We start from the raw sequence: 21,639 nt of genomic DNA on the forward strand, positions 1-21,639 counted from the left end.
GGCGCATGGTGGGGCGGGGGCCGCGCGCCCCGGGCGGGGCGCGGCGGCCGTCAGCGCTCCATGCCGCGGTTCAGCTGCTGGAGCAGCCGGGCCAGTTCGGCGACCTCGCCGCGGTCCCAGTGCGCGAGCTGGTTCACGTACCGCATCCTGCGGGCCTCGCGCACCTTGCCGACCCTGCTGCGGCCCTCCGGGGTGAGGTCCACCAGCCAGGCACGGCCGTCCGCCGGGTCGGGCTCACGGGCGACCAGGCCGAGCTGCTCCAGGGCACGCAACTGACGGGACATGGTGGCCTTGCCGACACCGATGTATCCGGCGAGTTCCGTGGCGCGCAGCCGTCCGCACTCCTCCAGCCGTACGAGGAGTCCGTAGGCGGCGGGTTCGAGGTCCGGGTGGACCTCGCGGGCCATCTCGCCCTGGCTGGCCCTGGCGCGCCGCAACAGCATCGTCAACTCGCGTTCCAGGGACAGAAATTCCTGGTCCACACCAATTCGCGACGTCTGCGCGTCATCTCGACGCGCGTTGCCGTTTCCGCGCTCGTGCACGTCAGCACCCCTGATCCGGTTTCCCGATCCTGAAAGTTATCGCCAGAATCCGCCATCGCCGCAGCTCCGCCAGTATTTCGCAGGCGTAGACCAACGGCGTCATCCGGACCCCCTTCCCAGTACCTCTTCTACGTGCGTAGCGTCTTCACCAGGCAACGCATGGCATGCCCACGCCAGAAACGTGGGTGATCCGATCCGGCCCCTCCCCCCGCACCACCAAGCCTCGGAGGCACGTCATGCCCGTGCACAGACCCGGCTCCATCCTCCCGCGCGCCGCCACCGCCGCCGTCGCGCTCCTGCTCGCCGCCTTCTCCCTCACCGTCCCCGTCTCCGCGCAGGCGGCCGACGTCCCGGCCCGCGGCTCCGCCCGCATGGGCATCGGCGTCCTCGGCCACGACGGCGCACACGGCTCCCCCGCGCCCGGCCTCGCCACCCAGACGGAGGGCGTGGACGTCTCCGGCTACCAGGGCAACGTCGCCTGGTCGACCCTGTGGAGCAGCGGGGTCAAGTGGGCGTACACCAAGGCCACGGAAGGCACGTACTACACGAACCCGTACTTCGCCCAGCAGTACAACGGCTCCTACAACGTCGGCATGATCCGCGGCGCGTACCACTTCGCCACCCCCGACACCACCAGCGGCGCCACCCAGGCCAACTACTTCGTCGACCACGGCGGCGGCTGGTCCAAGGACGGCAGGACGCTGCCGGGCACCCTCGACATCGAGTGGAACCCCTACGGCGCCGCCTGCTACGGCAAGACGACCAGCGCGATGGTGAGCTGGATCGCGGACTTCCTGAACACCTACAAGGCCCGCACCGGCCGGGACGCCGTGATCTACACGGCCACCAGCTGGTGGACGCAGTGCACCGGCGACTACGGCGGCTTCGCCTCGGCCAACCCGCTGTGGATCGCCCGGTACGCCTCGGAGGTCGGGACGCTGCCGTCGGGCTGGCCGTACTACACGATGTGGCAGTACACGTCCTCCGGTCCGACGGTCGGCGACCACGACAAGTTCAACGGGGCCCTGGACCGGGTGGTCGCGCTCGCCAACGGCTGACCCGCGAGACGCGTCCGCACCCGCGTCCGTTCGCGCCCCCGCGTCCGCACAGGGCGAAGGCCCGGGTCGCCCTCACGGTGACCCGGGCCCTCCTCGTCCGGTGCCCGCCGACCGGCACCGGTCTCACGCCGCCACCGGCACCGGCCTCACGCCGCCACCGGCACCTCCGGCGACGCGCCGTTCACGGCCGGCGTCAGCGCCAGCTCCAGGACCTGGCGGACGTCGGTGACGGCGTGGACGTCGAGCCGGTCCAGCACCTCCGCCGGGACGTCGTCCAGGTCGGGCTCGTTGCGCTTGGGGATGATCACCGTGGTGACCCCCGCCCGGTGCGCGGCGAGCAGCTTCTGCTTCACCCCGCCGATCGGCAGCACCCGCCCGGTCAGCGAGACCTCGCCGGTCATCGCCACGTCCGTACGGACCAGCCGGCCGGACAGCAGCGACGCGAGGGCCGTCGTCATCGTGACGCCGGCGCTCGGGCCGTCCTTGGGGACCGCGCCCGCCGGGAAGTGGATGTGCACGCCCCGGTCCTTCAGATCGGCGACCGGCAGTTCCAGCTCGGCGCCGTGCGAGCGCAGGAAGCTCAGCGCGATCTGCGCCGACTCCTTCATCACGTCGCCCAGCTGACCGGTGAGGGTCAGGCCCGCCGCGCCCGTCTCCGGGTCGGCCAGCGACGCCTCGACGAACAGGACGTCGCCGCCCGCGCCGGTGACCGCGAGCCCGGTGGCGACACCGGGGACGGCCGTGCGGCGCTCGGCCGGGTCCTGCGCGGACTCCGGCACATGGTGCGGCCGGCCGATCAGCGCGCGCAGATCGCCGTCGGTGACGGTGAGCGGAAGCTCCCGCTCGCCCAGTTCGTGCTGGGCCGCGACCTTGCGCAGCAGCCGGGCCAGGGACCGCTCCAGGGTGCGCACGCCCGCCTCACGGGTGTACTCGCCGGCGAGCTTGCGCAGCGCGCTCTCGTCCAGGGTCACCTCGTCGGCGCCGAGTCCGGCCCGCTCCAGCTGGCGCGGCAGCAGGTGGTCCCGGGCGATGACGACCTTCTCGTCCTCGGTGTAGCCGTCCAGACGGACCAGCTCCATCCGGTCCAGCAGCGCCTCCGGGATGGCTTCCAGCACGTTGGCGGTGGCCAGGAACACCACGTCGGAGAGGTCGAGTTCGACCTCCAGGTAGTGGTCGCGGAAGGTGTGGTTCTGGGCCGGGTCGAGGACTTCGAGCAGGGCCGCGGCCGGGTCGCCGCGGAAGTCGGAGCCCACCTTGTCGATCTCGTCCAGCAGGACCACCGGGTTCATGGAACCGGCCTCCTTGACCGCCCGCACGATCCGGCCGGGCAGCGCGCCGACGTACGTACGCCGGTGGCCGCGGATCTCGGCCTCGTCGCGGACGCCGCCGAGGGCGACCCGGACGAACTTGCGCCCCATGGCGTGGGCGACAGATTCGCCCAAACTGGTCTTTCCGACGCCGGGCGGGCCCACCAGGGCAAGTACGGCACCGCCGCGTCGGCCGCCGATGACGCCCAGGCCGCGGTCCGTACGGCGCTTGCGCACCGCCAGGTACTCGGTGATCCGCTCCTTCACGTCGTCCAGACCGGCGTGCTCGGCGTCCAGGACCGCCTTGGCGCCCTGGATGTCGTAGGCGTCCTCGGTCCGCTCGTTCCAGGGCAGTTCGAGGACGGTGTCGAGCCAGGTGCGGATCCAGGAACCCTCGGGCGACTGGTCGCTGGAGCGCTCCAGCTTGTCGACCTCCTTCAGGGCCGCCTCGCGGACCTTCTCGGGCAGGTCGGCGGCCTCGACCCGGGCGCGGTAGTCGTCGGACTCCTCGCCCTCCTTCTCGCCGTTCAGCTCGCGCAGTTCCTTGCGCACGGCCTCCAGCTGGCGCCGCAGCAGGAACTCGCGCTGCTGCTTGTCGACGCCCTCCTGGACGTCCTTCGCGATCGTCTCGGCCACGTCCTGCTCGGCGAGGTGGTCGCGCAGCTGCTGGGTGGCGAGCTTCAGGCGGGCCACCGGGTCGGTGGTCTCCAGCAGCTCCACCTTCTGCTCGGTGGTCAGGAACGGCGAGTAGCCGGAGTTGTCGGCGAGCGCGGAGACGTCCTCGATGGCCTGGACGCGGTCCACGACCTGCCAGGCGCCGCGCTTGCGCAGCCAGGCGGTGGCCAGGGCCTTGTACTCCTTGACCAGTTCGGCGACCTGGCCGGGCAGGGGCTCGGGGACGCTCTCGTCGATGCGGGTCGCCTCGACCCACAGGGCCGCGCCCGGTCCGGTGGTGCCAGCGCCGATGCGCACGCGGCCGCGGCCGCGGATCAGCGCGCCCGGGTCGCCGTCGGCCAGCCGGCCCACCTGCTCGACGGTGCCGAGCACACCGGTGCCCGCGTACGCCCCGTCGATCCGGGGCACCAGCAGCACCCTGGGCTTGCCGGGCTCCGAGCGCGCGGCGGCCTGGGCGGCCTCCACCGCGGCCCGTACGTCGGCGTCGTTCAGATCCAGTGGCACCACCATTCCGGGCAGCACGACCTCGTCGTCGAGCGGCAGCACAGGCAGAGTGAGCGGTGTGGACGTCGAAGCCATGATCTCCCCTTCGGCATGCAAGTTGAGCTATGCCGACTCAATGCACCTGAGCCCCCGAATGTTCCCCGCCGGGTGTTCGCTCTGAGCGATCGGCTCTGCCGCCACGGGTGACAACCGGCACAACACCACCGGCCCCCGTCTCCTTCCGCCTCCCCGCCTCCGCTTTTCCTCGCGACGGCTCCGCCCGTGTCTCGCTGCACGCCCCGCGAAAAGGTGTTGCCCGCGCCCGGGCCCCCGCCCGTACGTTCTCCCCCATGACGGAGACCCAGGAGACCCGGAGCCTGCTCGACGCCTACGACGCACAGCTGCGCAGCGTCCCGCCGCCCGGAGTCGCGTACGAGTACGACGGCCCGCTGCTCCGCCTCGACCTCGGCTTCCGCGGCTTCGTCAGCGGACCGCGCGATCTGGGCGGCCTGCGGGGCCGGGAGGTCGACGAGCTGATCGCACGGCAGCGGGACTTCTTCGCGGCCCGCGGGCAGGCGGTGGAGTGGAAGGTCCGCGGGCACGACAGCCCGGCCGATCTCACGGACCGGCTGCGCGCGGCGGGCTTCGAGCCCGAGGCGCGGGAGACGGTGCTCATCGGATCCGTGGCGCGGTCGGCGGCGGAAGCGGCCGCCGCACCGGACGGGGTCACCGTCCGCCAGGTCACCGCGGACGCCGACCTGCGCCGGGTGGCGGCCCTGGAGACGGCGGTCTGGGGCCTGGACCTGAGCTCGATCGCCGACGACCTGATCGGGCGTGTCGCCCGCGCCCCGGAGGAGATCGCCGTCCTGGTCGCCGAGGCAGGGGGCGAGGTGGTCTGCGCGGCCTGGCTGACCTTCCGCCCCGGCAGCGAGTTCGCCTCGCTCGCGGGCGGCTCCACGCTGCCCGAGTGGCGCGGCCGGGGGATCTACCGCGCCCTGCTGGCCGCCCGCGCCGGGATCGCGGCCGCCCGCGGGGTCCGCCATCTGCACGTGGACGCCTCCGACGACAGCGAGCCCATCCTGCGCCGGCTCGGCTTCCGGGCGGTGACCACGACGACCCCCTACGTGTGGTCGCCGCGATAGGGCCTGTCCAGCGGGAGATCAGCGCGCCGCGGCGGCGCGGTCGCGGTGCAGGCGCCGGGTCAGCGGCCAGGTGGCGCAGCCGATCGCCAGGGACATCAGGTGCCCCCAGTTCGTCATCGGGTCCGCGAACCCGATCAGGTCGCGCACCAGCATCGCGGCGAACACCACGAGCACCGGCCGGCCCAGCCACGGGACGAGCAGGCCCGCCAGGGCGCCGACACCGGCGGCGACTCCGAAGCTGATGCCGTAGTCGAGGCGATGCAGGGAGCTGACGGGGAGATGCCCGGCCAGGACGGCCAGTCCCACCGGAACCTCGGTGGCGAGGGTCGCCGTGACGTGCCCGAGCAGGAAGACACCGGCCGTGCGCAGCCCTCCTATCCGCCGCTCCAGGGCGGTGAGGACGAGCACACAGCAGATCGCGTAGACGGACAGGACCCCGCCCGCGATCCACAGCGCGCTCGCCAGCAGGACCAGCACGGGGGTGCGCAGGAGGTGCGCCACGTCCGTGCTGGAGCCCTGGTGGAGGGTGTGCACCAGGGCGGGATCGGCGTAGGCCGTGACCAGCGAGGTGACGGCGAGCACGGCCGTGAAGGCGAAGGCGAACGGCGTTCCGGTCGGGGTGGGGAGCAGCCGCCAGGGCCGCAGGCGCGGACGCGCCCCCGCGGCCGACCCTCCGGCCGGCCCTCCTGGCAGCGCTTCGGTCGGCCCCTCGGCCGGCCTCCTGGTCGAACCCTCGGCCGGACCAGCCGCCGGGCGCGCTTCGGGCACCGTCCCGGAACCCGCCGCGTACGCAGCCTCGGACGTGGTCGCGTACGGGGTCTCGAACACGGTCGCCACGGCCGGGATCCACTGTCTCGGCATCCCGCCCAGCAGACCGGAGGTGTCCGCGGGCGCCGGGCCCGCAGCCGGGGCGTCCGGACCCGGTGGGCCCGAGAGGGAGTCGTCCGGATCCGTCGGGGAGGCGGCGGTCGCAGTCCGTTCCACGGTGAGGCGCTCCTTCCGGTTCGCCCCCACCCTTCGCGCACCACGGGGTCACTGTCTATGACCGGCGCCACGCACACGCCGATTCACAGCAACCTCCAATGCGGCCCCCGCGTCCGGCCCGGCGCGGTGCGGCACAGGAGCGGTACCCGGCGGCGGCGCTCGCGTACCGAGGTGACTCCACTCGGGTGTGCCCCCGCACCGGAGCAAATCCCCCAACGGTCCGTCAGCAAAGTGCCAGGATGGGCGGATGCCGCCCACGTCGTACGACACCCCCGAAGTCCTGGACCGCCGCGAGGGCCCGTTCGGCGAGGTCGTACTGCGCCGCCAGGGCGGGCTGTTGCAGATCATCGCCAACGGCTGCTTCCTGATGGACACCTCCGACGGCCGTTCGGAACGGCTGCTCGTCGACGCGGCGTTCGCCGCCCTCGACGGCTCGCGCCGGCCGCCCGTCACCGGGGGTCACTGCCGGCCGGCCGTGCTGGTCGGCGGCCTGGGCGTCGGGTTCTCGCTGGCGCACGCCGCCGCGGACTCGCGCTGGGGCCGGATCACCGTCGTGGAGCGCGAGCCCGCCGTCATCGACTGGCACCGCTCGGGCCCTCTGTCCGAGACCACCCGCGAGGCGCTCGCGGACCCGCGCACGGAGATCGTCCGGGCGGACCTGCTCGACTACATCAATGAGGCATACGACACATTCGACGCGCTGTGCCTCGACATCGACAACGGGCCGGACTGGACCGTCACCGAGGGCAACCGAGGGCTCTACGGCCCTGCCGGGCTGGCGAGTTGCGCGCGGGCGCTGCGATCCGGCGGGGTGCTGGCGGTGTGGTCGGCGCAACCGTCTGCCGAATTCGAGGAAACCTTGCGAAATGCCGGGTTCACGCAGGTCCGTACCGAAGAGGTGCCGGTTGCCCGGGGTGTTCCGGACGTCGTCCACCTCGCCGTCCGACCTGGATAGCAAAGCCGCGGTGACTCCCCGTACGCTGCATCCCTGACGCGGATCATTCAAGCGTCAATCGCAAGCATGCGCAGACCGAGGAATCACCCCACTGATTCCGGAGAGCACACTCAGGGGCGGGCGATGGAGCAGACACATACCTCCCACAACGGGACGGCCACGGCGACTCAGGGCGCCCAGCGGCGGGTCCTGGTGGTCGAGGACGACGCGACGATCGTCGAAGCCATCGCGGCCCGACTTCGCGCCGAGGGATTCCTGGTGCAAACCGCGGGCGACGGCCCGGCGGCCGTCGACACCGCCGAGGCATGGCAGCCCGACCTGCTGATCCTCGACATCATGCTGCCCGGCTTCGACGGTCTGGAGGTCTGCCGTCGTGTGCAGGCCCAGCGGCCGGTGCCGGTGCTGATGCTGACCGCGCGTGACGACGAGACCGACATGCTGGTCGGGCTCGGCGTGGGCGCCGACGACTACATGACCAAGCCGTTCTCGATGCGGGAGCTGGCCGCGCGGGTCCATGTGCTGCTGCGCCGGGTCGAGCGGGCCGTCGTGGCCGCCTCGACACCGCGCAGCGGCATACTGCGCCTCGGCGAGCTGGAGATCGACCACGCGCAGCGCCGGGTCCGGGTGCGCAGCGAGGACGTCCATCTGACGCCCACCGAGTTCGACCTGCTGGTGTGCCTGGCGAACACCCCGCGCGCGGTGCTCTCCCGTGAGCAGCTGCTGGCGGAGGTGTGGGACTGGGCGGACGCCTCCGGCACCCGTACCGTCGACAGCCACATCAAGGCGCTGCGCCGGAAGATCGGCGCCGAGCGGATCCGCACCGTGCACGGTGTGGGCTACGCGCTGGAGACCCCGACGCCATGAGCGACGGGCGGTCGGCCGCACGGAAGAGCCCCGGAGGCGAGCCCTGGGGCGGCGTACGCCCGTTCTCGATCAAGACCAAGCTGGGTGCGCTGGTCGTCATATCGGTGCTGATCACGACCGGCCTGTCGATGATCGCGGTGCACACCAAGACCGAACTGCGCTTCATCACGGTCTTCTCGATGATCGCCACACTGCTCATCACGCAGTTCGTGGCGCACTCGCTCACCGCGCCGCTGGACGAGATGAACACGGTCGCCCGGTCCATCTCGCACGGCGACTACACCCGCCGGGTGAGCGAGAAACGCCGGGACGAGCTCGGCAACCTGGCGCAGACGATCAACGTCATGGCCGACGAGCTGGAAGCGCAGGACCTGCACCGCAAGGAACTGGTGGCCAACGTCTCGCACGAGCTGCGGACGCCCATCGCGGGGCTGCGCGCGGTGCTGGAGAACGTCGTGGACGGCATCTCGGTGGCGGACACCGAGACGATGCGCACCGCCCTGAAGCAGACCGAGCGGCTCGGGCGCCTGGTGGAGACGCTGCTGGACCTGTCCCGGCTCGACAACGGCGTCGTACCGCTGCGCCAGCGGCGTTTCGAGGTCTGGCCGTATCTGTCCGGGGTGCTGAAGGAGGCGAACATGGTCGCCTCCGCGCGCGCGAGCATGGCCTCGGGCTCCGGCAGCCACACCCGTACGGACGTCCATCTCCACCTGGACGTGTCCCCGCCGGAGCTGACCGCGCACGCGGACCCCGAGCGCATCCACCAGGTCGTGGCCAACCTCATCGACAACGCGGTCAAGCACAGCCCGCCGCACGGCCGGGTGACGGTCCGGGCGCGGCGCGGGACGCTGCCGGAGTCGCTGGAGCTGGAGGTCCTGGACGAGGGGCCCGGCATACCGCGCTCGGAGTGGCACCGCGTCTTCGAGCGGTTCAACCGGGGAACCGTGCGCCGGCCGCACGGCCCGGGCAGCGACGGCGGTACGGGACTGGGGCTGGCGATCGCCCGGTGGGCGGTGGATCTGCACGGCGGCCGCATCGGCGTGGCCGAATCCGACCGGGGGTGCAGGATCATCGTCACTCTCCCGGGACTGTCATCCGTGCCAAGTTGACGTAAAGTGCAAACCGGAGCCACAAGATCCACGAGCGTCCGCGCTGACGGACACGTGTGATCAGGCACAGGCCCACGTCAACGACGTGCGAGGCCTTCTTCGACGAACCCGGATACCTCACCTACGTAGCGGAACCACATGTGTTTCCCGCCATTTCCGGCCCCGAAACACACTTTCCGGTGTGACTTACGCGACGTTGAACCGGCCCGACCTGACCTTCCCGGCCGTGGGGGCGTAGCCTTTATTCCCGCTGTCCATCACCTTGTGAAGCGGAAGAGGGCGGTTGCCGCCGTGTCGCCACAGTCCCCCAGTAACGCATCGAGCCTCTCGACCGACGCAGACCAAGCGGGCAAGAACCCCGCTGCCGCGTTCGGCCCCAACGAGTGGCTCGTCGACGAGATCTATCAGCAGTACCTCCAGGACCCGAACTCGGTAGACCGTGCCTGGTGGGACTTCTTCGCCGACTACAAGCCGGGGACGGCTACCTCCCCGGCTCCGGCGGGCACTGCGGCCGCGGGGGCCGCAGGCGCCGCCGCCCCGGCACCCGTCGCCCCGGCCCAGCCCGCGCCCGCCGCCGCGGCTCCGGCCGCCCCGGCGGTTCCCGCGCCGGCCCAGGCTCCCGCGAAGCCCGCGGCCGCCGCTCCGGCGCCCGCCGCGGCTCCGGCGAAGCCCGCCGCCGCGGCCCCGGCCGCCAAGGCGAAGGCCGCTCCGGCCGCCGAGGCCCCGGAGGGTCCCGAGTTCGTGACGCTGCGCGGTCCGTCCGCCGCGGTCGCCAAGAACATGAACGCCTCCCTGGAGCTGCCCACGGCCACGTCCGTGCGTGCGGTCCCGGTGAAGCTCCTGTTCGACAACCGCATCGTCATCAACAACCACCTCAAGCGCGCCCGGGGCGGGAAGATCTCCTTCACGCACCTGATCGGCTTCGCGATGGTGCAGGCCATCAAGGCCATGCCGTCGATGAACTGGCACTACGCGGAGAAGGACGGGAAGCCCACCCTCGTCAAGCCCGCGCACGTCAACTTCGGTCTCGCCATCGACCTGGTGAAGCCGAACGGCGACCGCCAGCTCGTCGTCGCCGGCATCAAGAAGGCCGAGACGCTGAACTTCTTCGAGTTCTGGCAGGCCTACGAGGACATCGTCCGCCGCGCCCGCGACGGCAAGCTGACGATGGACGACTTCACCGGTGTCACGGTCTCCCTGACCAACCCCGGCGGCCTCGGCACCGTCCACTCGGTCCCGCGTCTGATGCCCGGCCAGTCGGTCATCATGGGCGTCGGCTCCATGGACTACCCCGCGGAGTTCCAGGGCACCTCCCAGGACACCCTGAACAAGCTCGGCATCTCGAAGGTCATGACGCTCACGTCGACCTACGACCACCGGGTGATCCAGGGCGCGGCCTCCGGCGAGTTCCTGCGGATCGTCGCGAACTTCCTGCTCGGCGAGCAGGGCTTCTACGACGGCATCTTCGCCTCGCTGCGCATCCCCTACGAGCCGGTCCGCTGGCTCAAGGACATCGACGCCAGCCACGACGACGACGTCACCAAGGCCGCCCGCGTCTTCGAGCTGATCCACTCCTACCGGGTCCGCGGCCACGTCATGGCCGACACCGACCCGCTGGAGTACCGCCAGCGCAAGCACCCCGACCTGGACATCACCGAGCACGGGCTCACCCTGTGGGACCTGGAGCGCGAGTTCGCGGTCGGCGGTTTCTCGGGCAAGTCCCTGATGAAGCTGCGCGACATCCTCGGCGTGCTGCGCGACTCGTACTGCCGCACCACCGGCATCGAGTTCATGCACATCCAGGACCCCAAGCAGCGCAAGTGGATCCAGGACCGCGTCGAGCGCCCCCACGCGCGCGTGGAGCGCGAGGAGCAGCTGCGCATCCTGCGCCGGCTGAACGCTGCGGAGGCCTTCGAGACCTTCCTCCAGACGAAGTACGTCGGCCAGAAGCGCTTCTCCCTGGAGGGCGGCGAGTCCGTCATCCCGCTGCTCGACGCGGTGATCGACTCCGCGGCCGAGTCGCGCCTCGACGAGGTCGTCATCGGCATGGCCCACCGCGGCCGCCTGAACGTCCTCGCCAACATCGTCGGCAAGTCGTACGCGCAGATCTTCCGCGAGTTCGAGGGCAACCTCGACCCGAAGTCGATGCACGGCTCCGGCGACGTGAAGTACCACCTGGGCGCCGAGGGCACCTTCACCGGCCTGGACGGCGAGCAGATCAAGGTCTCGCTGGCCGCGAACCCCTCCCACCTGGAGACGGTCGACCCGATCATCGAGGGCATCGCCCGCGCCAAGCAGGACGTCATCAACAAGGGCGGCACGGACTTCACGGTGCTGCCGGTGGCGATCCACGGCGACGCGGCCTTCGCGGGCCAGGGCGTGGTGGCCGAGACCCTGAACATGTCGCAGCTGCGGGGCTACCGCACCGGCGGCACGGTCCACATCGTCATCAACAACCAGGTCGGCTTCACCGCGGCCCCCGAGTCCTCGCGTTCCTCCATGTACGCGACGGACGTGGCCCGCATGATCGAGGCCCCGATCTTCCACGTGAACGGCGACGACCCGGAGGCCGTGGTCCGCGTCGCGCGGCTGGCCTTCGAGTTCCGCCAGGCGTTCAACAAGGACGTGGTGATCGACCTCCTGTGCTACCGCCGCCGCGGTCACAACGAGTCCGACAACCCGGCCTTCACCCAGCCGCTGATGTACGACCTGATCGACAAGAAGCGCTCGGTGCGCAAGCTCTACACCGAGTCCCTCATCGGTCGCGGCGACATCACCCTGGAAGAGGCCGAGCAGGCGCTCCAGGACTACCAGGGCCAGCTGGAGAAGGTCTTCACGGAGGTCCGCGAGGCCACCGCGCAGCCGACCGCCAGCGCCCCGTCCGACCCGCAGGCCGAGTTCCCGGTCGCGGTGAACACGGCGGTGTCCGCGGAGACGGTCAAGCGGATCGCCGAGTCCCAGGTCAACATCCCCGACCACGTCACCGTCCACCCGCGTCTGCTGCCGCAGCTCCAGCGCCGGGCGGCCATGGTCGAGGACGGCACCATCGACTGGGGCATGGGCGAGACCCTCGCCTTCGGCTCCCTCCTGCTGGAGGGCGTCCCGGTGCGCCTGGCCGGCCAGGACTCGCAGCGCGGTACGTTCGGCCAGCGCCACGCGGTGATCATCGACCGTCAGACGGGCGAGGACTTCACGCCGCTGCTGTACCTGTCCGAGGACCAGGCCCGCCTGAACGTCTACAACTCCCTGCTGTCCGAGTACGCGGCGATGGGCTTCGAGTACGGCTACTCGCTGGCCCGCCCCGACGCGCTCGTGATGTGGGAGGCGCAGTTCGGCGACTTCGTCAACGGCGCGCAGACGGTCGTCGACGAGTACATCTCCGCGTCGGAGCAGAAGTGGGGCCAGACCTCCGGCGTCACCCTGCTCCTCCCGCACGGCTACGAGGGCCAGGGCCCGGACCACTCGTCCGCCCGCCCGGAGCGTTTCCTCCAGCTGTGCGCGCAGAACAACATGACGGTCGCGATGCCCACGCTCCCGTCGAACTACTTCCACCTCCTGCGGTGGCAGGTGCACAACCCGCACCACAAGCCGCTGATCGTCTTCACCCCGAAGTCGATGCTGCGTCTGAAGGCCGCGGCCTCGAAGGCGGAGGAGTTCACGAGCGGCCAGTTCCGCCCGGTCATCGGCGACGCGAAGGCCGACCCGGCCGCGGTGAAGAAGGTCGTCTTCTGCGCCGGCAAGGTCTACTACGACCTGGAGGCCGAGCGGCAGAAGCGTGGCGCCTCGGACCCCGCGGCCGCCGAGACGGCGATCATCCGTCTGGAGCGCCTGTACCCGCTGCCGGGTGCCGAGCTCCAGGCCGAGATCGCCAAGTACCCGAACGCCGAGAAGTACCTCTGGGCCCAGGAGGAGCCGGCCAACCAGGGTGCCTGGCCGTTCATCGCCCTGAACCTGATCGACCACCTGGACCTGGCCGTCGGCGCGGACGTGCCGCACGGCGAGCGTCTGCGCCGTATCTCGCGCCCGCACTCGTCGTCCCCGGCGGTGGGCTCGGCGAAGCGGCACCAGGCGGAGCAGGAGCAGCTGGTGCGTGAGGTGTTCGAGGCGTAAGCCCCTCGCACCCACCGGACGCCTCGCGGCCCCGTCCCCAGCCCTTGTGGCCGGGGACGGGGCCGCGTTCGTTCCCCCACCGGGCGGGATAGCCTGGAGGGGTCGTTGACGCCCAGTTCTTTGCGGAGCATTCGTGTACTTCACCGACCGCGGCATCGAGGAGCTCGAGAAGCGCCGGGGCGAGGAGGAGGTCACCTTCGAGTGGCTCGCCGAGCAGCTGCGTACGTTCGTCGATCTCAACCCGGACTTCGAGGTGCCGGTGGAGCGTCTGGCGACGTGGCTGGCCCGGCTGGACGACGAGGACGACGACGAGTAGGCGTCCCTACGGCTTCTGCTCCCGCTCCCTTCACCCTCGCGGGTGAGGTGGTGCGGTTGCGGGCCGTCCCGCGGCGGGCCGCGGGACGGCCTCACCTGCCCCCTGTGGCCGTCAGTCGCGGGGCCTGCCCAGGTCGTACAGCAGTCCCAGCGCCCCGTGGGCCATGAGCAGCGTGCCCGAGGCGATCCAGCCGCCGTCGCGGCGCCGCAGGCCCCAGGCGGTGAGCGGGAGACCCGCCACCACCTGGGCGAGGGCGAGGACCCGGGCTCCGGGACTGCCCGCGTAGGGGAGCAACGGGCCCGGAAGACCGCGCTCGTCCCCGCGCCCGGCGGTACCGGGCGACCCCGGCCCGGGGTCCGTGAGGGTGGACGCCGGGCGCGGCGAGCCCGCCCGGCCGGGCTCCCGGATCTCCTGTACGCCGGGGCGGGACCGGGCCGCCTCCCGAAGGCGGTCGACGGACTCACCGGGCGTGAGCCCCGGCGGCAGGTCGACCCCCGCCCGGACGAGAACCGCCAGCAGTCCGTCCAGCCGGGCACGGGCGTCGACCCCGAAACCGGGGCCGGGACCCGGGCCGGGGCCGAAGCCGGGGCCGGATCGGGTCAGGGCTTCCAGGAGCGGCAGGTCGGCGGCCGGGTCGAGGCCCAGGCGGGCCGCGAAGGTGCGCATGGCCTCCTCCTCGCCGACCGGGGTGCCGTCCGTGAGCCAGATGTAGCCGACGGGGCGGCGGTAACCGGACGCGAGGGTGTACCCGGCCCGGTCCGCGTCCCACCACAGCGCCAGGACGGGCCAGGGCGCGCCGACGGCGAGCGCGGTCGCCCAGCCGGTGGCGACGCGGTCGACCGGTTCGCCCTCGCGCCGCCACGGCCGGCCCGCGGGTACGAGGACACTCCACCGCGGACCGGCCGACGTGAGCAGGACACGGTCGCGCAGCAGGCACGCGGTGGGGGCGACGGCACCGGGGTCCGCCCGGCAGAGCAGCAGGGCGCCCGGGTCGGGCCGGGCCGGCCGGGCACGCGGCCCGAAGTCATCCGACGGCATGTTCACACGCTAGAGCCTGTCCACAGCTCTGTGTGATCGGTGATCGCCAGAACGGGTGCCTGGAACGGGTGTCTCGACGTGTCTTGACTTTCGACGTCCGCGATATATCGTGTTTGAAGGAGACGCGATATGGCGCGTTCTTGCCGTCCTGGAGGTCCGCACCATGCCCGAGTGGTCCGTCGCAGAGCCGAGGAAGCTCACCTTCGACGAGCCGGTGAGCGATCTGCACGTGCGCATCGTCAACGGAACAGTGAACGTCGTGGGCACGGACGAAGGTTCCGCCCGCCTCGAGGTGTCCGAGGTCGAGGGCCCGCCCCTGGTCGTCACCCAGCAGAACGGCACCTTGACGGTGGCGTACGAGGACCTGCCCTGGAAGGGCTTCCTGAAGTGGCTGGACCACAAGGGCTGGCGGCGCAGCGCCGTCGTCTCCCTGGCGGTGCCGGCCCGCACCCGGGTCGAGGTGGGTGTCGTCGGGGCCACCGCCGTGGTCTCCGGCATCGACGGACAGGCCGAGGTGAAGGGGGTCAGCGGCGACACCACACTGGTGGGACTGGCGGGCCCGGTCCGCGCGGACACCGTCTCGGGGAACGTGGAGGCCCAGGCCCTCAGCGGGGATCTGCGCTTCCACTCCGTCTCGGGCGACCTGACCGTGGTCGAGGCCGCGGGGTCCTGTGTGAAGGCCGACTCGGTGAGCGGCTCGATGATCGTCGATGTCGACTCGACCAGCAGCCCCGCGGAGATCAGCCTGACCAGCGTCTCCGGTGAGATCGCCATCCGGTTGCCCCACCCGGCGGACGCGCAGGTGGAGGCGAACACCGCGAGCGGCACCGTCTCCAACGCCTTCGAGGACCTCCGGGTCAGCGGCCAGTGGGGCGCCAAGCGGATCACGGGGCGGCTCGGCGCGGGCAACGGCCGACTGAAGGCGACGACGGTCTCCGGGTCCATCGCCCTGCTGCGGCGGCCCCCCGCGGAGGACGAACCGTGGGAGGCGCGGGCGGCGGCGGCACCCGCGCCCGGCGGCCCGGACGAGGGCCCCCGCCCGGCCGACGGCACGAGCGGCGCCCCCGAGGACGGCACGACCGACGGCACGACCGACAAGAAGGTGCTCTGAGATGCCTCCCGTCTTCGCCCATGGCCGTCTGCGCCTCTACCTGCTGAAGCTGCTGGACGAGACCCCGCGCCACGGCTACGAGGTGATCCGCCTCCTGGAGGAGCGCTTCCAGGGTCTGTACGCCCCGTCGGCGGGCACGGTCTACCCCCGGCTGGCGAAGCTGGAGGCGGAGGGCCTGGTCACCCACACCACCGAGGGCGGCCGCAAGGTGTACGCCATCACGGACGCGGGCCGCGCCGAACTGGCCGACCGCAGCGGTGAACTGGCCGACCTGGAACTGGAGATCCGGGAGTCGGTCGCGGAACTGGCCGCCGAGATCCGCGCCGATGTGCGCGGCGCCGCCGGTGATCTGCGCCGCGAGATGCGGGCGGCGGCCTCGGAGGCCCGGCGGGGCGGCTCGGCGTCCGGGGAGCACCGGGGCGACGGCGACCACGGCGACTTCGGGGACTTCGGGGACAAGGAGGCGTGGCGGGCCGCCAAGGAGGAGATGCGGCGCGCCAAGCAGGAGTGGAAGGAGCAGGCCCGCCGCGCCAAGGACGAGAGCCGACGGGCCCGCGAGGAGGCCCAGCGGGCCCGGCGCCAGGCGAAGGAGGCGCAGGACAGGGCCAGGAGCCAGGCGCAGGAGGAGTTGCAGCGCATCTCCCGGCGGGTCCAGGAGCAGGTGCAGGACCACTTCGAGCGGGGTGACTGGCCCACGGGCCTGCGGGAGGGCCTGACCGAACTCGCCAAGGAGTTTGGCGATTTCGGCAAGGAGTTCGGCAGGGACCTCGGCTTCGGCCGTTCCGGTGCCGGTGCCGGCGGCGGGGGTGCCGGTGCCGAGAAGGCGGCGCCCGGACCCGAGTACGGCCGCGCCCCGGAGGGCTTCCCGGCCGACTACGAACCGGCCTGGGCCCATGAGGACCTCACCGGCGATCCGGCCCGCGATCTGGACCGGCTGCTCGACCGCTTCCGGGACGACATCCGCGACGCGGCCCGCGACCACGGCGTCACCGCGGACCAGCTCCGCGACGCCCGCGGTCATCTGTCCGCGGCGGCGGCCCTCATCGGCGCGGCGCTGCGGACACCGAAGGCATGAGACGGGGCGAGCGCCGCACCGGCGCTCGCCCGCTCCTCAGCCGGCCTTCGCCTCGCCGGTTCCGGCGTCCGTCGCGGTGCCGGGGCCGTACAGGACCCGGCTGAGGGACTCGTGGGTCAGCCCGTGGTCGGCGAGGACCTCCGCCGGCACACCGGGGCGTGCCGTGAGGGCGAGCAGCAGATGCTCGTCGCCGATCCGGCGGTCGCGCCGGCCGAGGGTGATGCGCAGCGACTCGGTGAGCAGATCCCGGGCGCCGCGGTCGAACAGCCGCCGCCCGGTCTTCCGGCCGGTGACGCCGCCCCGGCCGGGATCCGCCAGCACTCCCTCCCCGTGCTCCTCCTCGATCCGCGCCACGATCTCCGCCAGATCGATCCCCAGCCCGGACAGGGCGTCCGCGTCGGCCCGGGACAGCCCGCCACGGCGGCGGGCCTCGCCCAGGTCCCGTACGACGCCGTCCCGGCCTCCCGGCGGAAGGCCGAGCACCGCCAGCGCGAAGGACCCGCGGCTGCCTTCCCTATCGAGGAGGGCGAGCAGGACATGGGTCTCCTCGACCCGTTCCGCGCCAGCCCGTTCCGCGTGGGCCACCGCCCCCACCACCACCGCGCGGGCGTCCTGGGTGAAGCGTTCGAACATCACTGCCTCCCGTACTTCTTGTGCACGGCCTGCCTGCTGACTCCGAGTTCCGCGGCGATCTCCTGCCACGACCAGCCCTGATGGCGCGCACTGCGCACCTGCACCGCCTCCAGCTGCTCCAGCAGCCGGCGCAGCGCGGCCACCGCCCGCAGCCCGACCCGCGGATCGCGGTCGCCGGCTCGCTGGGCGAGATCCGTTGCTTCGGTCATGATGTCAACTTACGTTGACACTCGAATGGTGTCAACTCAAGTTGACATGCGAACGGCCGGCCCGGGAGCCGGGCCGGCCGTCGAGAGCGCGTGGTCGGAAGGTCAGGAGGCGGTCAGCACGATCTTGCCGAACTGGTCGCCCGACTCCAGCCGCTCGAAGCCCTCCCGGGCCCGGTCGAGCGGGAGCACCTCGTCGATGACGGGGCGCACCCCGGTCGCGGCACAGAAGGAGAGCAGGTCCTCCAGCTCGTCCTTGGTGCCCATCGTCGAGCCGACGACCTTGAGTTCGAGGAAGAAGATCCGGGTCAGCTCGGCGTGCGAGGGCCGGTCACCGCTGGTCGCACCGGAGATCACCAGGGTGCCGCCGGGCCGCAGGGACTTCACCGAGTGCGACCAGGTCGCGGCGCCCACGGTCTCGATCACGGCGTCCACCCGCTGGGGCAGCCGCGCGCCCGACTCCAGCGCCTCCACGGCCCCGAGCTCCAGGGCCCGCTTGCGCTTGGCCTCGTCCCGGCTGGTCGCGAAGACCCGCAGCCCGGCCGCCTTCCCCAGCACGATGGCCGCGGTGGCGACCCCGCCACCCGCGCCCTGGACGAGCACCGAGTCACCGGGGCGCACGCCCGCGTTCGTGAAGAGCATGCGGTACGCCGTGAGCCAGGCCGTGGGCAGACAGGCGGCCTCCTCGAAGGAGAGCTCCTTGGGCTTGGGCAGCACGTTCCAGGTGGGCACGGCGACCTGCTCGGCGAAGGTGCCCTGGTAGCGCTCGGTAAGAATGGAACGGGGTTCCTTGGGGCCCACTCCGTGGCCGGTCTGGCCGATCACGGAGTGCAGCACGACCTCGTTGCCGTCCTCGTCGACACCGGCGGCGTCGCAGCCGAGGATCATGGGCAGCTTGTCCTCGGGCAGGCCGACACCCCGCAGGGACCAGAGGTCGTGGTGGTTGAGGGAGGCGGCTCTGACGTTGACGACACTCCAGCCGGAGCGGGCCCCGGGGGCCGGACGCTCCCCCAACTCCAGTCCGGAGAGCGGCTGGTCACGGTCGATTCGGGCGGCGTAGGCAGCGAACATGAAGCCGACGATAGGTTCCGGGGGCGGCCGGGGGAACCAGGACGCGTTGTGACACACGCCCTCTTGCGCGGAAAACGTCAGGCATAACGGCGGCGGGTGCGCCCCGGCACCCGGACGCCGGGGCGAGGAAGGTAAGAAGAACGGCCCCGCCCGTGCGGGCGAGGCCGATCCGTGGAACTCGGGGAGGGGCTCAGCGGCGAGCCACGCCCTCCGCCCGTGCCGCCGCCGCGACCGCGGCGGTCACCGCGGGGGCGACGCGCTCGTCGAACGGCGAGGGGATGACGTAGTCGGGGGCGAGGTCGTCGCCGACGACGGCCGCCAGCGCCTCGGCCGCGGCGATCTTCATGCCCTCGGTGATCCGCGAGGCCCGCACCTGGAGCGCGCCCGCGAAGATCCCCGGGAACGCCAGCACGTTGTTGATCTGGTTCGGGAAGTCCGAGCGCCCGGTCGCGACGACCGCGGCGTACTTGTGCGCCACCTCGGGGTGCACCTCGGGGTTCGGGTTCGCCATGGCGAAGACGAAGGCGCCCTTCGCCATCGAGGCCACGGCCGCCTCCGGGACCGTACCGCCGGAGACGCCGATGAAGACGTCGGCGCCGTCCAGCGCGACCTCCAGCGGTCCGGAGATCCCGGCCTTGTTGGTGAACTCGGCCAACTCCCGCTTGACCGGCGTCAGGTCGTCACGGTCCCGGGAGACGACGCCCTTGCGGTCCGTGACCGCGACGTCCCCGATACCTGCTTCGACCAGCATCTTCGCGATGGCGACACCGGCCGCGCCCGCGCCCGAGATGACGGCGCGCAGGTCCCCGACCGCCCGTCCGCTCAGCCGTGCCGCGTTGCGCAGCGCGGCCAGCGTCACGACGGCCGTGCCGTGCTGGTCGTCGTGGAAGACCGGGATGTCCAGGCGCTCCTGGAGCCGGCGCTCGATCTCGAAGCACCGGGGCGCCGAGATGTCCTCCAGGTTCACCCCGCCGAACGACGGCGCGAGGCGCACCACGGTCTCGATGATCTCGTCCACGTCCGTGCAGGCGAGGGCGATCGGAACCGCGTCGACGCCGCCGAACTGCTTGAACAGGATCGCCTTGCCCTCCATCACGGGCAGGGACGCCTCGGGACCGATGTCCCCGAGGCCGAGCACGGCCGTTCCGTCCGTCACGACGGCGACCACGGACGACTTCCAGGTGTAGTCGTCGACCAGTTCCGGGTTCTCCGCGATCGCGGTGCACACGCGCGCGACGCCGGGGGTGTAGGCGAGGGACAGGTCGTCCTTGTCCCGGATCGGCACGGTGGCCTGCACAGCCATCTTGCCGCCGCGATGCAGAGCGAACGCGGGGTCGAAGGAATCGAGGGGCTCCGCACTGCCCCCTTGGTCCGTATTGTTCTTGCTGCGAGGATTGACGATCTCCGCTGCCACTGTGTCTTACCCCTTAGGTGTACATGGTTGAGGGTGGCCACTCCTGGTGAGGGGTGGGCGGGCATCGCGCACGGCCCAGTGAGGTGAGGCGTACGGGCACATACGCGTCGGGCGCGCCGCACACGCGCCCTGAGCCCCGGATGAGGGGTGTGAGGATCCTTCTTACCGGACGGACGCGGCCGAGGACGAGTCCATAACGCGAAGGTCACATGTGGTCTCGCACCAGTGAGATGACTCATGTTCGGAAAAGGGGGCAAATCCTGGACAAAGGGTCGAGGGCGAACCAAGCGTCCGCAACGGGCGCGCAGAGACCGGCCACATGGCGAGACACGCCGCAGATTTTCCGGCCGGAAGGAGGGATTCCCGTAGAAGGTGCGGTCGTGATGTCCGGCCTGGTGCAGTTCGAGGGTGTCCCGTTATCCGATTTTGACATGCCGACTCACCTGAATGACTGAATCCGAATGGCAGGATGCCGTAATCACACGAGGTCGCGACACCCGAAGGTGTGTGTTCTCGTCGACCCATCGGCAACTCCATCCACCCGCCGGAGGAACCCACCATGACCGCAAGCACCACCCGTCGTTCCACCGCCGCGCACACCCGGCTAGCAGCGGTCGGCGCGATCGCGGTCGCCGGCGCCCTGCTGCTCACCGGCTGCGGTGACCAGACCAAGAACGACGGCTCCGGAAACGGCTCGACCGCCGCCTCGGCCCCGCTGGCCGACAAGCTGCCGCAGGCCATTCGCGACGCCGGTGTCATCAAGGTCGGCTCCGACATCGCCTACGCGCCGGTCGAGTTCAAGGACAGCTCCGGCAAGACGGTCGGCATCGACCCCGACCTGGCCGACGCGATGGGCAAGCAGCTCGGAGTGAAGTTCGACTTCGAGAACGGCACCTTCGACACCCTGATCACCGGTCTGCGCTCCAAGCGCTACGACATCGCCATGTCCGCGATGACCGACACCAAGGACCGTCAGGAGGGCATCGACTCCGACACCGGCAAGAAGGTCGGCGAGGGCGTCGACTTCGTCGACTACTTCACCGCCGGCGTCTCGATCTACACCCCCAAGGGCAAGGACCAGGGCATCAAGACCTGGGCGGACCTGTGCGGCAAGAAGCTCGTGGTGCAGCGCGGCACGGTCTCCGAGGACCTCGCCAAGGCCGAGTCGAAGAAGTGCGCGGGCGGCAAGACGATCGCCCTCCAGTCCTTCGACAACGACCAGCAGGCCCAGACCCGGCTGCGCGCGGGCGGCGCCGACGCCGGCTCGTCCGACTTCCCGGTCGCCGCGTACGCGGTGAAGACCTCCGGCGGCGGCAACGACTTCCAGATCGTCGGCGAGCAGGTCGAGGCCGCGCCGTACGGCATCGCGGTGGCCAAGAGCAACACGCAGCTCCGCGACGCGATCCAGGCCGCCCTGGACGCCATCATCAAGAACGGCGAGTACGGCAAGATCATCCAGAAGTGGGGCGTCGACGCCGGCGCCGTCACCTCGGCCGCCGTCAACGGCGGCAAGTGACCGCGCCGCGGCCGCTGAAAGGCAACACCC

The 21,639-nt window shown here is 71.5% G+C and carries 18 protein-coding genes; 10 read left to right on the forward strand and 8 right to left on the reverse strand.

The annotated features are described in order from the left end of the window. Nucleotides 1–50: 50 nt before the first annotated feature. Nucleotides 51–542, reverse strand: a complete 492-nt coding sequence (locus tag FNH09_RS25925; RefSeq protein WP_338017684.1) for a MarR family winged helix-turn-helix transcriptional regulator — start codon at nucleotides 540–542, stop codon at nucleotides 51–53. A 236-nt stretch (nucleotides 543–778) separates the two neighbouring features. Here FNH09_RS25925 and FNH09_RS25930 point away from each other — a divergent pair, with 236 nt between their 5' ends. Then, entirely contained in the window at nucleotides 779–1,600 is an 822-nt protein-coding gene (locus FNH09_RS25930) for a lysozyme (protein WP_152892106.1), read from the forward strand. A gap of 146 nt (nucleotides 1,601–1,746) precedes the next feature. Here FNH09_RS25930 and lon read toward each other — a convergent pair whose 3' ends face one another. Continuing rightward, nucleotides 1,747–4,161, reverse strand: coding sequence for an endopeptidase La (gene lon, locus FNH09_RS25935; RefSeq protein ID WP_152892108.1), 2,415 nt, complete (start codon nucleotides 4,159–4,161; stop codon nucleotides 1,747–1,749). A 254-nt stretch (nucleotides 4,162–4,415) separates the two neighbouring features. Here lon and FNH09_RS25940 point away from each other — a divergent pair, with 254 nt between their 5' ends. Further along, entirely contained in the window at nucleotides 4,416–5,207 is a 792-nt protein-coding gene (locus tag FNH09_RS25940) for a GNAT family N-acetyltransferase (protein WP_152892110.1), read from the forward strand. Nucleotides 5,208–5,225: 18 nt separating this feature from the next. Here FNH09_RS25940 and FNH09_RS25945 read toward each other — a convergent pair whose 3' ends face one another. Then, entirely contained in the window at nucleotides 5,226–6,191 is a 966-nt protein-coding gene (locus FNH09_RS25945; protein ID WP_338017685.1) for a rhomboid-like protein, read from the reverse strand. A gap of 247 nt (nucleotides 6,192–6,438) precedes the next feature. On the opposite strand from FNH09_RS25945, the gene FNH09_RS25950 reads away from it, so the two are divergent. From FNH09_RS25950 to FNH09_RS25970, 5 genes are all read left to right on the forward strand, one after another. Beyond that, nucleotides 6,439–7,146, forward strand: coding sequence for a spermidine synthase family protein (locus FNH09_RS25950; RefSeq protein WP_152892112.1), 708 nt, complete (start codon nucleotides 6,439–6,441; stop codon nucleotides 7,144–7,146). Between the two features lie 123 nt (nucleotides 7,147–7,269). Further along, the gene (locus FNH09_RS25955; protein WP_152892114.1) at nucleotides 7,270–8,010 is read left to right on the forward strand and encodes a response regulator transcription factor; all 741 of its coding nucleotides are present in this window, start codon (nucleotides 7,270–7,272) and stop codon (nucleotides 8,008–8,010) included. Beyond that, nucleotides 8,007–9,119 (forward strand): HAMP domain-containing sensor histidine kinase, encoded by a 1,113-nt coding sequence (locus tag FNH09_RS25960; RefSeq protein WP_152892116.1) that lies wholly within the window; start codon nucleotides 8,007–8,009, stop codon nucleotides 9,117–9,119. Before FNH09_RS25955 ends, FNH09_RS25960 begins: the two co-directional genes overlap by 4 nt. A gap of 291 nt (nucleotides 9,120–9,410) precedes the next feature. Continuing rightward, the gene (locus FNH09_RS25965; protein ID WP_162469101.1) at nucleotides 9,411–13,229 is read left to right on the forward strand and encodes a multifunctional oxoglutarate decarboxylase/oxoglutarate dehydrogenase thiamine pyrophosphate-binding subunit/dihydrolipoyllysine-residue succinyltransferase subunit; all 3,819 of its coding nucleotides are present in this window, start codon (nucleotides 9,411–9,413) and stop codon (nucleotides 13,227–13,229) included. Nucleotides 13,230–13,362: 133 nt separating this feature from the next. Beyond that, nucleotides 13,363–13,545, forward strand: coding sequence for a DUF6104 family protein (locus tag FNH09_RS25970; RefSeq protein WP_019075209.1), 183 nt, complete (start codon nucleotides 13,363–13,365; stop codon nucleotides 13,543–13,545). A gap of 111 nt (nucleotides 13,546–13,656) precedes the next feature. On the opposite strand, the gene FNH09_RS25975 is transcribed toward FNH09_RS25970, so the two are convergent. Further along, the gene (locus FNH09_RS25975; protein WP_152892118.1) at nucleotides 13,657–14,583 is read right to left on the reverse strand and encodes a hypothetical protein; all 927 of its coding nucleotides are present in this window, start codon (nucleotides 14,581–14,583) and stop codon (nucleotides 13,657–13,659) included. A 163-nt stretch (nucleotides 14,584–14,746) separates the two neighbouring features. On the opposite strand from FNH09_RS25975, the gene FNH09_RS25980 reads away from it, so the two are divergent. Continuing rightward, nucleotides 14,747–15,694: a DUF4097 family beta strand repeat-containing protein gene (locus FNH09_RS25980; protein WP_152892120.1), complete on the forward strand. Its 948-nt coding sequence runs from the start codon at nucleotides 14,747–14,749 to the stop codon at nucleotides 15,692–15,694. 1 nt (nucleotide 15,695) lies between these two features. Continuing rightward, nucleotides 15,696–16,769, forward strand: a complete 1,074-nt coding sequence (locus FNH09_RS25985; RefSeq protein ID WP_152892122.1) for a PadR family transcriptional regulator — start codon at nucleotides 15,696–15,698, stop codon at nucleotides 16,767–16,769. Between the two features lie 36 nt (nucleotides 16,770–16,805). Here FNH09_RS25985 and FNH09_RS25990 read toward each other — a convergent pair whose 3' ends face one another. The 4 genes from FNH09_RS25990 to FNH09_RS26005 all read right to left on the reverse strand — a co-directional run bounded on the left by FNH09_RS25990 (nucleotide 16,806) and on the right by FNH09_RS26005 (nucleotide 20,093). Beyond that, complete coding sequence (locus FNH09_RS25990; RefSeq protein WP_152892124.1) at nucleotides 16,806–17,402, reverse strand: Clp protease N-terminal domain-containing protein; 597 nt, start codon at nucleotides 17,400–17,402, stop codon at nucleotides 16,806–16,808. Next, the gene (locus FNH09_RS25995; protein WP_152892126.1) at nucleotides 17,402–17,611 is read right to left on the reverse strand and encodes a helix-turn-helix domain-containing protein; all 210 of its coding nucleotides are present in this window, start codon (nucleotides 17,609–17,611) and stop codon (nucleotides 17,402–17,404) included. Before FNH09_RS25995 ends, FNH09_RS25990 begins: the two co-directional genes overlap by 1 nt. Before the next feature lie 102 nt (nucleotides 17,612–17,713). After that, nucleotides 17,714–18,679 carry a zinc-binding dehydrogenase gene (locus tag FNH09_RS26000; protein WP_152892128.1) on the reverse strand — a complete coding sequence of 322 codons (966 nt, stop codon included), beginning with the start codon at nucleotides 18,677–18,679 and terminating at the stop codon, nucleotides 17,714–17,716. Nucleotides 18,680–18,869: 190 nt separating this feature from the next. After that, nucleotides 18,870–20,093 carry a malic enzyme-like NAD(P)-binding protein gene (locus tag FNH09_RS26005; RefSeq protein ID WP_162469102.1) on the reverse strand — a complete coding sequence of 408 codons (1,224 nt, stop codon included), beginning with the start codon at nucleotides 20,091–20,093 and terminating at the stop codon, nucleotides 18,870–18,872. Between the two features lie 559 nt (nucleotides 20,094–20,652). Between FNH09_RS26005 and FNH09_RS26015 the strand changes: the two genes are divergently transcribed. Then, nucleotides 20,653–21,609 (forward strand): ABC transporter substrate-binding protein, encoded by a 957-nt coding sequence (locus FNH09_RS26015; protein ID WP_152892130.1) that lies wholly within the window; start codon nucleotides 20,653–20,655, stop codon nucleotides 21,607–21,609. The last annotated feature ends 30 nt before the right edge of the window (nucleotides 21,610–21,639 follow it).

It is taken from the genome of Streptomyces adustus (assembly GCF_009377175.1).
Classification (GTDB): Bacteria; Actinomycetota; Actinomycetes; order Streptomycetales; family Streptomycetaceae; genus Streptomyces; species Streptomyces adustus.

What these genes read in the sequence shown, in the direction of transcription:
- FNH09_RS25930 (WP_152892106.1), top strand. Translation starts at nt 779, where the DNA reads ATGCCCGTGCACAGACCCGGCTCCATCCTCCCGCGCGCCGCCACCGCC.
- lon (WP_152892108.1), bottom strand. Translation starts at nt 4,161, where the DNA reads ATGGCTTCGACGTCCACACCGCTCACTCTGCCTGTGCTGCCGCTCGAC.
- FNH09_RS25940 (WP_152892110.1), top strand. Translation starts at nt 4,416, where the DNA reads ATGACGGAGACCCAGGAGACCCGGAGCCTGCTCGACGCCTACGACGCA.
- FNH09_RS25950 (WP_152892112.1), top strand. Translation starts at nt 6,439, where the DNA reads ATGCCGCCCACGTCGTACGACACCCCCGAAGTCCTGGACCGCCGCGAG.
- FNH09_RS25955 (WP_152892114.1), top strand. Translation starts at nt 7,270, where the DNA reads ATGGAGCAGACACATACCTCCCACAACGGGACGGCCACGGCGACTCAG.
- FNH09_RS25960 (WP_152892116.1), top strand. Translation starts at nt 8,007, where the DNA reads ATGAGCGACGGGCGGTCGGCCGCACGGAAGAGCCCCGGAGGCGAGCCC.
- FNH09_RS25975 (WP_152892118.1), bottom strand. Translation starts at nt 14,583, where the DNA reads ATGCCGTCGGATGACTTCGGGCCGCGTGCCCGGCCGGCCCGGCCCGAC.
- FNH09_RS25980 (WP_152892120.1), top strand. Translation starts at nt 14,747, where the DNA reads ATGCCCGAGTGGTCCGTCGCAGAGCCGAGGAAGCTCACCTTCGACGAG.
- FNH09_RS25985 (WP_152892122.1), top strand. Translation starts at nt 15,696, where the DNA reads ATGCCTCCCGTCTTCGCCCATGGCCGTCTGCGCCTCTACCTGCTGAAG.
- FNH09_RS25990 (WP_152892124.1), bottom strand. Translation starts at nt 17,402, where the DNA reads ATGTTCGAACGCTTCACCCAGGACGCCCGCGCGGTGGTGGTGGGGGCG.
- FNH09_RS25995 (WP_152892126.1), bottom strand. Translation starts at nt 17,611, where the DNA reads ATGACCGAAGCAACGGATCTCGCCCAGCGAGCCGGCGACCGCGATCCG.
- FNH09_RS26000 (WP_152892128.1), bottom strand. Translation starts at nt 18,679, where the DNA reads ATGTTCGCTGCCTACGCCGCCCGAATCGACCGTGACCAGCCGCTCTCC.
- FNH09_RS26015 (WP_152892130.1), top strand. Translation starts at nt 20,653, where the DNA reads ATGACCGCAAGCACCACCCGTCGTTCCACCGCCGCGCACACCCGGCTA.